Raw genomic sequence first — 13,572 nt, 5'->3', positions numbered from 1 at the left:
TTTTAACGGCTGCATCGCCATTCCTCCTTCCTATATCGATGGTTCGGTTTTCACTCGGAGTTTCCTGTTAACTGGAAGAAATCGGAAGGATTTTCTGCTGTTAAATTGAAAATAACAAAGCACAGCGCAATATTAATGAATCGTATGAAGATATTAAAAATCTATTTGAAGGAGGATTTAGGATGAAGAAATTGGCGAAGTTGGGGATTGTTCTATCTCTGGTCTGTATCCTTGTTGGTTACACCGGGGCTGCAGCTGGAGCAGAGTACTTATCGGGACTAGCAGCCCACTACAGTTTTGAACAGACTTTAGCCGACAGCACCGGCAAGTTCGCAGCCGGGCAGATAATTGGTTCCCGGATCGGACCAGTTCCCGGTGAAGTGGCTCCTGTGGATGCTGAATGGGAAATCGAATACCGTGACGGTCAGATCGGTTCTGCTGTCAGGCTGGACGGCAGTCAGGGAATTCTGCTTCCCAGCGGTTTGATCACCGGTAACACTTACACGATTTCATTATGGGTTAAACCGGAAACGATTACGACCTTTACACCAACCTTTTTTGGAGCAGCAGCCGGCAGCAGCTGGATCAGCGTAGTGCCGGCCGGTCCGATTGGGGATCAGACCATGATTTGGTCCGGTGAGAACTGGTATGATGGCATTACAGAGATGACCATTCCCACAGATGAATGGAGCCATCTTGTGGTCTGTGTTAATGCCGGCGATGTGAGAATGTATGTTAATGGGTTGGAGCGATTTAGAGGCATTGATTTCCCTGACGTTTTCAGTGGTGTAGAAGAAGCGGTGTTTACCCTGGGCGTCAACTGGTGGGACCCGCCTTTTGTAGGGCTCATCGATGAGCTGCGCATCTACGAGCGGGCTTTAAGCCCAACCGAAGTAGATAAGTTGTTTCGGCGGGCTCGGGAAGTTGTGCGTCCAAATCCGCCGGTATTCCGCGAGGTAAGCGTGCATGATCCGGTAGCAATAAAAGTGGACGGCACCTACTATACTTTTGGTTCGCATCTCGCTTCAGCTAAATCCGATGATTTGATCCAATGGCAGCAGCTGTCTACGAATGTGTCGAACCGCAATCGGATTGTACCCAATGCCCGGATTGAGCTGGCTGAATCACTGGAGTGGGCCAACACCGATACTACCTGGGCTAAAGGTATTATTGAATTGAATGATAAGTTTTATCTCTATTACAGTGTCAGTACCTGGGGAAGCCCCAGATCGGCAATTGCGCTGATGACCGCCGACCACATAGAAGGGCCGTACCAGTATCAAGGCATGATTATCAACTCCGGCATTCAAGGAGCAGCGCCGGGACAATCTTACAATCGAGCCATCCACCCAAATGCGATCGATCCGGATCTGTTTTTCGATACTGAAGGCAGGCTCTGGATGGTGTACGGCTCATATTTTGGCGGAATGCATATTTTAGAACTAGATCCGGAAACAGGCTGGCCCCTGCCGGATCAGGGGTATGGAAAGCGTTTGTGGGGCGGCAGCCAGGCGGCGATGGAAGGACCGCACATTGAGTATAACCCGGAAACTGGATATTACTACTTCTTTATTTCCTACGGAACCCTGGCTGCAGATGGCGGCTACAACATTAGAGTGGCCCGCTCGGAGAATCCCGATGGTCCCTATTTTGATCCCGCAGGTGGGGATATGATTCGGGCAACCGGAGCTTCGACTATGCTGTATGGCGCTAAGCTGGTGGGCAACTTCCTGTTTGCCGAATCGGATATAGGATATGTCTCGCCGGGACATAACTCCACTTACTACGACAAAGAGCTCGGGAAGTACTTTATCTTTTTCCATACCCGCTTTCCAGGAAGGGGCGAGTACCACAACCAGCGGGTGCATCTGCTGCTGATGAACACAGAGGACTGGCCGGTAATGGCACCGCACCGCTATGCCGGCGAGACACCGAGTCCATACCTGGTGGAAGATGTTGTCGGAGAATACCAATACGTAAACCACGGCCGCATTACTTCGGCGCGAATCACCAATTCTACCAAGGTTCTCCTGACCGGCGATGGCAGGGTTTCCGGCGCAGTGGAAGGAACGTGGGAGTTTACCGGTGATTACACAGTTACCATCACAATCGGTGATGAGAAGTATTACGGTGTCTTCTTGGAGCAGTGGGATTCAGGTTTACGCAAATGGGTTATGACTTTCAGTGCCCTTTCGAATAATAATGAGGCGATTTGGGGAAGCCAAATTGGAGGAGTGTATGATGAGGAGCAGAATTAAACTAAGCAAAAGATCTATTGCGCTTTTGGGGCTCTTTCTCTGCTGCCTGCTGTTAGCAGGGTGCATGCCTGGAGATAGTAAATACACGGAAGAACAGCCGGCAGGGTTTTTATCAGGAATTTGGCACGGATGGATTGCGCCGATCTCCTTGATTGTCGGCTTATTCCGCGATGGTGTTCGGGTTTATGAGGTTGTCAATACCGGATGGTGGTATGACTTCGGTTTTTACATCGCGATAATCAGCGGTTTTGGGGGAATATCGCTGTTCAGAAAGTAGTAAGGCGGCAGAAAGGGAACTGAAAGCGGGAGTCAGGAGGCAGAAAATGGCTGAGTATAAGATTGTTGTGACTCGAAATATACCCGGTGTAGACGAAGCTGCCAAGATTTTACCGCCCCAATGGCAGCTGTGGGTAAATCCCAGTGAACAGCCTTTAACCCGCGCGGAGCTGATCGAGAACGCGCGGGATGCGGCGGGAATTCTGGTGTGCGATGACCGGATTGGCGATGCAGAAATGGCTGAGCTCCCTAACCTAAAGGTTCTCAGCAACTATGGAGTAGGTTTAGATAACCTTGATTTGGAAGCTGCCAAAAAGCGGGGGATCGCGGTTAGAAATCTCCCGGATGAGGTAACTTACAGCACTGCTGAGCTGGCGATTGCCCTGATATTGGCCTGCATGCGGCGGCTTGGCGAGGCGGATCGGCTGGTTAGAAGCACTAATCCTTTTCGCTGGAAACCAACGATTGTGATCGGCCGAAACCTGAGGGGCAAAACCTTAGGCATTATCGGATTTGGGCGCATTGGGCAGAAAACCGCTGAAATTGCTAAAGCCTTTGAGATGAAGATCATCTATTACAACCGCAGCCGCAAATTGGAAGCGGAGCAGCGTTTGAATGCCGAGTATTATCCCTTGGATCAGCTCCTTAAGACTGCTGATGTGGTTTCGATCCACATCCCAGGCGGTCCAGAAACAAGGCATCTAATTGGCGCTGAGCAGCTTCGGATGATGAAACCGGAAGCAGTTTTAGTCAATACCGGCCGAGGCACCGTGATTGATGAGGCGGCTTTGACCGAAGCTTTAAAGAATCAGCAGATTGCTGCGGCTGGTTTAGATGTTTATGAAAATGAACCCCGTGTAACAGAAGAGTTGATCAAGCTGCCAAATGTAATCTTAACACCTCATGTCGGGACTACAACCTGGGAAACTCGCTATGCCATGACCGCTCAAGCAATGCAGAATATCTATGACGAATTGGTAAAGGACTCTAAATAGGAAAGTACTAATCAGCTCCCTGACGATGCAGTACTATCGGCAGGGAGCTGCCTAGTGTAATGTGGCCTGTGGTGACAGTGCAGCGCCGCCCCAACAGTTTGACACCGGTCTCGGATGCTTCAGTCATGGCCTGGGCAAAGGCAGGATCAATATGGCTGGCGGCGGTAATATAGTCAGCGTCGCTGCGCTGCAGCACAAACAATACAGCCGTTTGATATTTGCCGGAGGCTGTTAACTCTGCCAGGGTTTCCAGATGTTTGCGTCCCCTGAGTGTCACCGCATCGGGAAACATGCCTCTGCCGTTTTCCACAAGAGTGACGCTTTTTACTTCCAGCAGCAGAAGCTGATCGTCCTGTTCTAAAAGAAAATCAAAGCGGTGGCGGCCAACAGGATATTCGCTCCGGACAAAGGTCCAGGCAGCCAGCTCCTCAATCGCTTTCTGCTTAAGCGCTGTTTTGATCAGCTCATTGGGCAGAGTTGATACAAGGGATACGACGGAATGGTTGTCCGCTTCTACCAGGACAGCAGACCATTTTGTTTTACGCTTGGGATTGGCGCTAGGGCGGAGCCAGATGCGGCTGTCAGGCACCAGCAGTTCCCGGAGTCGGCCGGGATCAGCGAGATGCGCTTCGACAGTTTCCGGTGAGTTTTTATCTAATCGGCATTGTATCACGAACCGGTTCAATCTCTGCACAAAGTAAGCTTCTACTAAATCTCCCAATGGTAATCTAATCAAAAGTTTTTCGCTCCTTTTCGGTTTAAAATCAAGGAGGTATAGATGATGGCACTCCTCGGAGGATTCATAGTTCCCCATCCACCTTTGATCATCCCTGAGATTGGACGGGGACAAGAAAAAGCTGTTCAGTCAACAATCTCTGCGTTCCACATGGCTGCACAAATGATTGCCGAGCTTAAGCCCGATACAATTGTGATCACCACACCCCATTCAGTGCTTTACGCTGATTATCTTCATATTTCACCGGGCAGTGGGGCATCAGGGGACTTCGGCAGGTTTGGTCACCCAGAGGTGCATTTAGACGCTGCCTATGACCGAGAGTTTGTGGAACACCTGGTGAGTCTATGCGAAACGAAGGAGATTTCTGCCGGAACCATGGGTGAGCGGGATCCCCGCTTAGACCACGGCAGTATGATTCCCCTCTACTTTATAGACCAATATTATCATAATTACAAGATTGTGCGGATCTCAATTTCTGGACTGCCTTTCCTCACTCACTACCAGTTTGGCAAGTTGATTGCCCAGGCAGCTGCCGATCTGAAACGGCGGGTTGTGGTTGTGGCCAGCGGCGATTTATCCCATAAACTTACCCATGATGGTCCTTACGGATTTACTGAAGAAGGTCCCTGCTTTGACAAGCAGGTTACAGAAGCGATGCAGACCGGAAACTTTGGTGAGTTTCTTAAGTTTGACGAACGATTCTGCCGGGATGCCGCTGAGTGCGGTCTGCGGTCGTTTATTATTCTAGCGGGAGCTTTGGATGGACTGGCAGTTGAGCCTCAGCTGCTGTCCTATGAAGGACCTTATGGGGTGGGCTACGCTGTGGCTGCTTATCAGGTTGTGGGCAGAGATCCGCAGCGCAGATTCGATCAGATTCTGCGTGTTGACAGTGAAGGTGAAGATGAATATGTGCGGTTAGCCCGCATGTCTTTGGAGCATTATGTAAAGCACCGCAGCATCCTGCCTCGTCCTGAGGGACTCAGTTCTGAGTTAGTAAGGAGCAGGGCAGGAGTGTTTGTGTCACTGCATATCGGTGGTCAGCTGCGGGGCTGTATCGGCACAATCAAGCCGGCAGCAGCATGCGTTGCTGATGAAATAATCCGCAACGCGGTCAGCGCTGGTAGAGAAGATCCGCGTTTCCCTCCGGTGCGCGTCGATGAACTTCCTTATCTTGAGTACAGCGTTGATGTGTTGGGTGAGGAAGAACCAGTATCTTCTCCGGCGGAATTAGATCCTAAGCGCTATGGTGTAATAGTAAGTTCAGGAGGCAGGCGGGGACTGCTGCTGCCAAACCTCGACGGTGTGGATACAGTGGCGCAGCAGCTGGGCATCGCGCTGCAGAAAGCGGGAATCGCTCCCAATGAGCAGTATCAGATTGCTCGTTTTGAGGTGGTGCGGCATCAGTGAGCAGGATAACTTGTTCGATCTGTCCTCACCACTGCGCTCTGGCTCCGGGCCAGATAGGCTTATGCCGCGCCCGCGGCAATGTCGATGGTAAAGTTACGGCGGTAAATTACGGCTTAGTAACTGCTGCTGCCTTAGATCCGATCGAGAAAAAGCCCCTGTACCATTTTTATCCCAGCAGCATGATTCTGTCGCTGGGCAGCTTCGGCTGTAATCTCCACTGTCCGTTTTGCCAAAATTTCGAGATAGCTGCGGTAAGCAGAGAACAAACTCAGGTGCAAAGCCTAGCTCCGGAACACGCAGTAGAGCTGGCGGAGACATTAAAGAACAGAGGCAATATCGGCCTAGCCTACACCTATAATGAGCCTCTGGTTGGGTACGAATATGTGTATGACTGCTCAGTTCTGGCTAAAAAGCGGGGTTTAAAAAATGTGCTGGTAAGCAATGGTTTTTGCTGCCGTGAACCCTTGGCAGAACTGCTGCCCCTGATTGATGCGGTTAATTTTGATTTGAAAGCATTTAATGATCAGTTTTACCAAAAAATTGGCGGTGATTTGGAGACGGTAAAAGCGTCGATTGAGCTTGCCGCCGGACAGACCCATCTGGAGGTTACGACCTTAATTATACCCGGAGAAAATGACAGCGAAGAGGAAATAAGGGAGCTGGCTCGGTGGCTGGCAAGCATTCGCCGCGACATTCCGCTGCATCTGAGCCGTTTTTTCCCCCGGCATAAATACGCCGATCGCAATCCCACCGATGTTATGCGTTTAAAGCGTCTGGCTGAAACTGCCCGCAGTGAACTGGAACATGTTTATTTGGGCAATGTATAAAAATACCAAGGCTCGGGTGTGCCTTGGTATACTTAATTATATTATACTACAGCAGAGCTTGTCCGGGCTGCCAGTTAGCTGGGCATAAGCCGCCAGCCTGCAGTGCTTGGAGCACTCTTAAGGTTTCGTCTACATTGCGCCCGATATTGTTGTGATGCACTACGGAGTAGACCAATTCGCCATCAGGATTAATAATGAATAATCCACGGAGTGCAATTCCTTCTTCTTCAATCAGGACGCCGTATGCGCGGGACGCTTTGTGGTTTGTGTCGGCCGCGAGAGGGTAGTTGAGTGTCCCTAAACCATTTTCGGATCGAGGAGTGTTGATCCAAGCGCGGTGGGTATAAATGGTGTCTGTAGATACGCCGATAACTTCTGCGTTGAGGGATTTAAAGTCATTGTAGCGGTCGCTGAACGCGGTGATCTCGGTTGGGCATACAAAGGTGAAGTCCATCGGATAGAAGAAGAGTACTGTCCATTTGCCATTTTTCATGTTTTCTGCGAGGCTGACGCGTCCAAACTCCTTATTGGGAAGAACCGCCTCAAGCTCGAATTCAGGAGCTGCTTTCCCCACCATTCGATTAACTGCCATATGTATCTACCTCCAACTTTTTACTTGATAAACAAATTATAGTCGATTCCAGCAATCTTGTCAATAATGATTATCGTTATCGTCAAATGAACAGAGTTAAAGCAGGACTTTGTTCAGACATGACGAAACTACCTGATAATTTATGGCTTGTAGTGATAGAGGCGAGAAGGGTAACAGCAGGGGGGATTTGATGGGTGACGAGTTAATTCTAGCAGCGCAGGAACTGCTCAAAAACTTCCGAGGTACTACCTATGCTTTTGGGAGTGGAGCGCTGGATCAAGTCGGCGTGTACACGTCCCAGCTGGGCAAGAGCGCGCTGGTGGTAGGGAATACCGGTAAAACCAGGGTTGTGGTTGAGGAGGTTATCCAATCCCTTAACCACCATGGTATTGATGTAATCAAAGCTGTCCCTGGTGCGCAGCCGAACACTCCTGCGCAGGATGTTTACCGGATTGCGGATGAGATTAGGGATACTCAACCTGATGTGCTTGTGGCAGTTGGCGGAGGCAGTACGATTGACGCAGTAAAAGCTGCGGCGGCGCTGGCTGTTTTAGGCGGAGATGTCGAGCGCTTTTTCGGCACCGGCTTGGTAAGCGCAGCCCTTAAGCAGCATACAGCTCAGTTGCCTCCGATTATTGCTGTGGCAACCGCAGCCAGCTCGGGGGCGCATTTAACTAAGTACTCCAATATTACGGATACTCAAACCGGACAGAAGAAGCTGATTGTCGATCAGGCTCTGGTTCCGGTCAGAGCTGTCTTTGATTATGGGGTGACCGCTTCCGTCAGCCGCGATGTTACGATTGATGGTATACTTGATGGCATCAGTCATCTTACTGAGGTGTTTATAGGTGTGAATGAAGATCAGTATCCGCTGGTGGAGCGATTAATTACGGTGGGTCTGCCGCTTCTGCTCGAATTTGCTCCCCAAGTTATTATGCATCCAAATGATAGTGAGGGCAGAACCGCGGTGGGTCTAGGCACAGATTTAGGCGGGTTTGCTATCATGATCGGCGGTACGAATGGAGCGCATTTAAACAGCTTTTCGCTGGTGGATATTGCCAGCCATGGACGAGCATGTGGACTGCTCAATCCATATTATGCTGTTTTATTTGCGGAAGCTGTGGAGCCTCAGCTGCGTCTCTTGGGTATAATCTATTCCATGTACGGTTTTATCCGTCAAGAACTGGATGCTTTATCAGGGCGGGAGCTGGCCTTGGCAGTAGGGGCGGGTATGCAGGAGTTTATGCGGAGTATTGGAGCGCCAACAGCCCTTAACCAGCTGCCGAACTACACCAGGGAGCACCGCAAGCGGGCTCTTATGGCTGCACAAGATCCGCAGTTAGAGATGAAACTGCAGAATATGCCGATTCCGATTACTGCGGAGATGGTTAATGGCGCTGTAGGTTCTGTTTTGCAGGCTGCCGAAGCAGGAAGATTAGATTTGGTGGAAACTTTACAGGTATAAAAAAGAGTGCGTTGGGGCGGCGTTCCAATAAAAATTGATTTTTACTGCTTCCTTTGTTAAATTTAAAAGAGCGGCTGTTCAAGTAGACTTTAAAACCTGCAAATGATATCATATTTTATGTGAAGTTATATCAAATATTATTAATAAAGGATCTGAATAGAATGAAGGTTAATCATCAAGAAACGGAATATGAGGAGGTTAAAATCCCGACAGAGATCGAAACAGAGAAAAAAGCTAAAAAAGAAGTTAAGTTAGCCTTGGACCTTGTGGAACGCGGCGATGATTCCGGCAGTTTCGGCCGGGACGGTCGGGTTACAAAAGATCTGCCTCCCGGAGTGAGTTCCAAACTGCTGTACCGCGATGTAGTGCGAATCGCTTGGCCATCGTTTATTGAGTTTACCTTAACCCAGCTTACCTCCATGGTTGACATGATGATGGTAGGGCAGTTGGGCCCGTGGGCAATTGCAGCAGTTGGTTTAACAAATCAGCCGAAGTTCCTGATGGGCACCATGTTTATGGCGATGAATGTGGGTGCCACCGCTCTAATTGCTAGGGCGAAGGGAGCTGGCGATCAGAAGCGCGCCAACTTGATTCTCCGTCAGGCGATCCTGCTGACGGCGGTGTTATCCGCAGCAGCTTCGGTGCTCGGCTTTATATATGCTGAGCCCCTGATTAAGTTCATGGGAGCGGTCGATGAGCAGACTTTAGCTGGTGGAACAATTTATCTGCAAATTCAAATGGTAGGTATGGTGGTTTTCGCCCTAACCAGTACTTTTACAGCTGCCCTCAGGGGAGTGGGCAATTCTCGCATAGCGATGACCTATAACCTAATTGCAAATTTGGTTAATGTTGTATTCAATTACTGCCTCATCTTTGGGCATTTCGGATTCCCAAGATTGGAAGTGGCGGGAGCATCACTGGCTACGGTAATTGGCCAAACTGCTGCTTTCATTATGGCTTTAGCTGTTGTTCTCCGGGGCAAGCACTATATCCATCTGCAGCTGCGGGAAGGATTTAGGCCTCACTTTGAGGCGATTAAAGGAATTATCAACATCGGTATTCCTGCCATGATTGAGCAGCTGGTGATGCGCGCTGGTATGATTATCTACGTCAAAACCGTAGCCAGTTTAGGAACTGTGGCCTATGCAACCCACCAAATTGGGATGAATATTCAGGCAATGTCTTTCATGAATGGCCAAGCCTTTGCGGTGTCAGCCACCTCGCTGGTCGGCCAGAGCCTGGGTAAGAAACGTCCGGATATGGCCCAAGCATATGCTCGGCGCACGCGCCAGTTAGGCATGAGCGTATCGATAGTGCTGGGACTAACCTTCTTTTTCTTGGGCAGATCGATTGTATCTTTGTATACAAATGAGGCAGAAGTAATTGCGATGGGAGCGCAGATCCTGCAGCTGGTTGCTTTGGTCCAGCCGTTCCAGTCATCGCAGTTTATTCTGGCCGGTGCGTTAAGAGGCGCTGGAGATACACGGGCAACCGCGATAATCACGTTCCTGACTGTACTGCTGGTTCGTCCAACCCTGGCAATCGTCAGCATCAACTTTCTCGGCTGGGGATTGATGGGAGCTTGGATTGCTCTGGTAGCGGATCAGGTCCTGCGTTCTACGCTAGTTTTGCTGCGCTATAATTCCGGTAAATGGAAGAGCATCAGAGTTTAAAACCAATGCAATGGGAGGGCACCATGTTTAAAATCAACGCACAAACAAGATTAGTGTTAGGAGCACTGCTCCTGGCAATAGGACTAGTTTTACCAACTGTTTTCCATTCCTTTGGCTTAGCGGGACAGGTATTTCTGCCGATGCACATTCCCGTACTGCTGGCCGGGTTTATCCTCGGCTGGAAATATGGCGCCGCCATCGGCTTTCTTGTACCACTGCTGACTGCTGGCGTAATTACCCCGGGTATGCCGCCGCTCTTTCCAGTTGGCTTGGGTATGGCCTTTGAGCTTGCCGCATATGGCCTCTTAACGGGGCTGCTGGCGCAGCGGTTGAATATGTTTGCTGCTTTAGTGATCGCAATGGTGGGCGGCAGATTAGTAATGGGTATTGCCAATGCTGTTTTGTTCGGTATGGCGGAGTGGGCGTATTCTTTTCAGACTTTTATTGCCGGCGCTTTTGTCACAGCGCTGCCCGGTATAATTGTTCAGTTGATCTTGGTTCCGGCAATTTTAGCAGCGCTGAAAAGAGCGCGGGTTTTTAGGAGATTTTAAGAACGATGAGCAAACGCTATAAAGAGCTGGTTCAGCAGCTGGAACAGTGTTTGGAGCATAATCGGCTGGTGATCGCGGCTATTGATGGACCGAGCGGATCAGGTAAAACCGTGTTGGCGGAGAAACTACGGCAGCATTTTGATGCTAATGTCTTTCACATGGATGATTTTTTTCTCCGTCCTGAACAGCGAACAAAAGCAAGGCTTCAGGAGCCTGGCGGTAATATCGATTATGAACGCTTTAAGGCAGAAGTGCTGGATTGGATTGGCAGCGGTGAGCCTTTTGCGTACCAGATCTATGACTGCGCGGTTGAGCAGCTCACCGATTACGTCCATGTTCTACCGCGGCGCTTGAATATTGTCGAGGGTGTATACAGCATGCACCCTGCTTTAATTGACAGCTACGATATCAAGATCTACCTAACTGTTGGTCGTAATGTACAGCTTGAGCGCATTCGGCTGCGCAGCGGTGAGCGGATGCTGAAACGCTTTGTTGAGGAATGGATTCCACTGGAAGACCACTATTTTCAGACCTTTAACCCAGCCAAGCTGGCTGATTTTGTTCTTGATAACAATTAACAGGTTTTACCATTACGCTTGCCCCTGAGTTTTTGATAGTTCCTGCGTATAATATTAAAGCTGCAGTATTAAAAGCATTTATACCAGGGAAAGGGGATGGAATGGTGAAACGTACATATCAAGTTCTGCTGCTGGCAGTGGTGGTGTTTTTGAGCGGCTGCCTAACTGGCGGTGGCGATAAGGCAGCGATTGAGCAGAATATAACAGCGATGCAGGCTGCCGCAAGTACTGCTGATGTAGAGGCGATTCTCAGCAATTCAATCAGCGCAGCTCTCTATGTTACCCATAACGATCAAGAGCTTCTCAGCGTTGTGACTAGGTTCAGCAAAAACAATCTGTTTGATTTCCTAAGCAGCGCTGAAAATATCGGCGTAGAGACTCACGAACTGTGGCAGAATATAGCTGAATCCGGGCTAATTGAAATTAACGGCTCGCTGGGAACAGCCGTAAGCAACTGGAGCAGCCGGATGGCTCTCACAATAAACGGCACCCGGTATGAGCAGGAGTTTTCCGCAAGTGTGATTACACGCTGGCAAAAACATAATAATGTCTGGCTGTTTACCGGAATTGAAATTAGAATTGATGGTTGGACCCAAACTGCATAGTTTGGGTCTTTTCTCTAGACCCAAATGCGCAAAACTGGTATAATAGCTAGCGTTAGGGGGAATCAAAGTGCGTGATCCAAGAATTCAAACTTTGGCTGAGAACCTGATTAACTATTCGTGCGAACTGCAGCCGGGCGAAAAAGTCCTGATTGAATGCACCGGCGTGGAGACTGATTTGGTGACTGCTTTGATAGAAGCAGCATATCAAGCTGGTGGACTGCCATTTGTGAAACTTAATAACGCAGAGGTCAATCGTTCGCTGCTGATGCAGGCAGAAGCCGAGCAGCTGGCCTTAGCGGCTAAGTATGATGCCGGCTTGATGCAGGAGATGGATGCTTATATCGGTTTTCGCAGCGACAAAAACAGCAGTGAGCTCTCGGATGTGCCGCCGGAAAAACAGCAGCTGTATCAGATGCACTACAGTCAACCGGTGCATGGAAAAATCCGGGTTCCGCACACCAAGTGGGTAGTGCTGCGCTATCCTTCGCCGGCAATGGCCCAGATGGCGGAGATGAGCACAGCCGCGTTTGAAGACTTTTATTTCCGCGTCTGTAACCTTGATTATGCCAAACTTTCCAAAGCGATGGATGCGTTAGTGGACCTAATGGACCGCACTGATCAGGTGCGAATTGTCGGGCCGGGCACCGACCTGACCTTTTCTATTAAAGGTATTCCTACCATCAAGTGCGATGGACGCTTAAATATTCCGGACGGCGAAGTATTCACGGCTCCAGTAAGAGACTCTGTGAATGGAATGCTGACTTACAATACTCCGGCATTGTATCAGGGAACCACATTTACGAACGTGCGGTTTGAATTTGAAAACGGCAAGATTGTAAAAGCCACCGCAGACAGCCATGTTGAGCGTTTGAATAGTATCCTTGATACTGATGAAGGCGCCCGCTATATCGGCGAGTTTGCCATTGGGGTCAATCCCTTTATTCTCAAGCCCATGAAGGATACTTTGTTCGACGAAAAAATCGCCGGAAGTTTCCATTTCACTCCCGGGTCCTGCTATGATGAAGCTCCAAACGGAAATGATTCCAGTGTTCACTGGGATTTAGTTAACATCCAGCGAGCTGATTTTGGTGGAGGAGAAATGCACTTCGATGGCGTATTAATCAGAAAGGACGGTCTTTTTGTCCTTGATGAATTAAAGGATTTAAATCCTGACGCTTTTTCTGAGGAAAAGGCTTGACATTAAACTAAAGACCTGCTATACTTTTAAATTGTCGGGCGGATTTTTCGCCGGCAAGCGGTAGTAGCTCAATTGGTAGAGCATCGCGTTGCCATCGCGAAGGTTGCGAGTTCGAGTCTCGTCTACCGCTCCAGTGCCGATGTAGCTCAGCAGGTAGAGCACTTCCATGGTAAGGAAGGGGTCACCGGTTCGAGTCCGGTCATCGGCTCCAGCTTCTATGCGGAAGTGGCGGAATTGGCAGACGCGCAAGGTTGAGGGCCTTGTGGGAGCAATCCTGTAAGGGTTCAAGTCCCTTCTTCCGCACCAATTTCATATGGAACCGTGGTGTAGATGGTCAACACGCCGGCCTGTCACGCCGGAGATCGCGGGTTCGAGTCCCGTCGGTTCCGCCATTTTTTTTGTTCTTTTTTG

General features: G+C 49.6%; 13 protein-coding genes and 4 tRNA genes. 15 read left to right on the top strand and 2 right to left on the bottom strand.

Annotated features, from left to right (window positions below; all coding sequences use genetic code 11):
- Positions 1–182: 182 nt before the first annotated feature.
- Genes GX019_08495 through GX019_08485 form a run of 3 tightly spaced genes read left to right on the top strand, consistent with a single transcriptional unit; the run spans position 183 to position 3,529 of the window.
- Positions 183–2,258 (top strand): family 43 glycosylhydrolase, encoded by a 2,076-nt coding sequence (locus GX019_08495; protein ID HHT37194.1) that lies wholly within the window; start codon positions 183–185, stop codon positions 2,256–2,258.
- A 16-nt stretch (positions 2,259–2,274) separates the two neighbouring features.
- Positions 2,275–2,535 (top strand): hypothetical protein, encoded by a 261-nt coding sequence (locus tag GX019_08490; GenBank protein ID HHT37193.1) that lies wholly within the window; start codon positions 2,275–2,277, stop codon positions 2,533–2,535.
- Positions 2,536–2,581: 46 nt separating this feature from the next.
- Entirely contained in the window at positions 2,582–3,529 is a 948-nt protein-coding gene (locus tag GX019_08485) for a D-glycerate dehydrogenase (GenBank protein HHT37192.1), read from the top strand.
- 7 nt (positions 3,530–3,536) lie between these two features.
- Here GX019_08485 and sfsA read toward each other — a convergent pair whose 3' ends face one another.
- Positions 3,537–4,343: a DNA/RNA nuclease SfsA gene (gene sfsA / locus GX019_08480; GenBank protein HHT37191.1), complete on the bottom strand. Its 807-nt coding sequence runs from the start codon at positions 4,341–4,343 to the stop codon at positions 3,537–3,539.
- Here sfsA and amrA point away from each other — a divergent pair.
- Together amrA and amrS are read left to right on the top strand one after the other, a co-directional pair.
- Positions 4,311–5,672 (top strand): AmmeMemoRadiSam system protein A, encoded by a 1,362-nt coding sequence (gene amrA / locus GX019_08475; GenBank protein ID HHT37190.1) that lies wholly within the window; start codon positions 4,311–4,313, stop codon positions 5,670–5,672. The two genes, sfsA and amrA, sit on opposite strands and share 33 nt — an antisense overlap.
- A complete protein-coding gene (amrS, locus tag GX019_08470) occupies positions 5,669–6,499 on the top strand; it encodes an AmmeMemoRadiSam system radical SAM enzyme (protein HHT37189.1) in 831 nt (276 codons plus the stop codon). Before amrA ends, amrS begins: the two co-directional genes overlap by 4 nt.
- A gap of 46 nt (positions 6,500–6,545) precedes the next feature.
- On the opposite strand, the gene GX019_08465 is transcribed toward amrS, so the two are convergent.
- The gene (locus GX019_08465) at positions 6,546–7,091 is read right to left on the bottom strand and encodes a peroxiredoxin (GenBank protein HHT37188.1); all 546 of its coding nucleotides are present in this window, start codon (positions 7,089–7,091) and stop codon (positions 6,546–6,548) included.
- A 190-nt stretch (positions 7,092–7,281) separates the two neighbouring features.
- On the opposite strand from GX019_08465, the gene GX019_08460 reads away from it, so the two are divergent.
- The 10 genes from GX019_08460 (at position 7,282) to GX019_08415 (ending at position 13,553) form a co-directional block, all read left to right on the top strand.
- Complete coding sequence (locus GX019_08460; protein ID HHT37187.1) at positions 7,282–8,556, top strand: iron-containing alcohol dehydrogenase; 1,275 nt, start codon at positions 7,282–7,284, stop codon at positions 8,554–8,556.
- A 161-nt stretch (positions 8,557–8,717) separates the two neighbouring features.
- Positions 8,718–10,229 (top strand): MATE family efflux transporter, encoded by a 1,512-nt coding sequence (locus GX019_08455; GenBank protein ID HHT37186.1) that lies wholly within the window; start codon positions 8,718–8,720, stop codon positions 10,227–10,229.
- A gap of 23 nt (positions 10,230–10,252) precedes the next feature.
- On the top strand, positions 10,253–10,780 hold the full coding sequence (locus GX019_08450) for an ECF transporter S component (GenBank protein HHT37185.1): 528 nt from the start codon (positions 10,253–10,255) through the stop codon (positions 10,778–10,780).
- A gap of 5 nt (positions 10,781–10,785) precedes the next feature.
- Positions 10,786–11,358, top strand: coding sequence for a phosphoribulokinase (locus GX019_08445; protein ID HHT37184.1), 573 nt, complete (start codon positions 10,786–10,788; stop codon positions 11,356–11,358).
- 101 nt (positions 11,359–11,459) lie between these two features.
- On the top strand, positions 11,460–11,963 hold the full coding sequence (locus GX019_08440; protein HHT37183.1) for a hypothetical protein: 504 nt from the start codon (positions 11,460–11,462) through the stop codon (positions 11,961–11,963).
- A gap of 67 nt (positions 11,964–12,030) precedes the next feature.
- Positions 12,031–13,161 (top strand): aminopeptidase, encoded by a 1,131-nt coding sequence (locus GX019_08435; GenBank protein HHT37182.1) that lies wholly within the window; start codon positions 12,031–12,033, stop codon positions 13,159–13,161.
- Positions 13,162–13,218: 57 nt separating this feature from the next.
- Positions 13,219–13,294 (top strand) — tRNA-Gly (locus GX019_08430).
- 2 nt (positions 13,295–13,296) lie between these two features.
- Positions 13,297–13,372, top strand: a tRNA-Thr gene (locus GX019_08425).
- Between the two features lie 8 nt (positions 13,373–13,380).
- A tRNA-Leu gene (locus GX019_08420) sits at positions 13,381–13,467 on the top strand.
- A 9-nt stretch (positions 13,468–13,476) separates the two neighbouring features.
- Positions 13,477–13,553: transfer RNA gene (locus GX019_08415), tRNA-Asp, on the top strand.
- Positions 13,554–13,572: the final 19 nt, after the last annotated feature.

It is taken from the genome of Bacillota bacterium, from assembly GCA_012837335.1.
In the GTDB taxonomy this organism is placed as follows: domain Bacteria; phylum Bacillota; class Limnochordia; order Darwinibacteriales; family DTU012; genus DTU012.
This window is presented reverse-complemented; position numbering and strand designations above follow the sequence as displayed.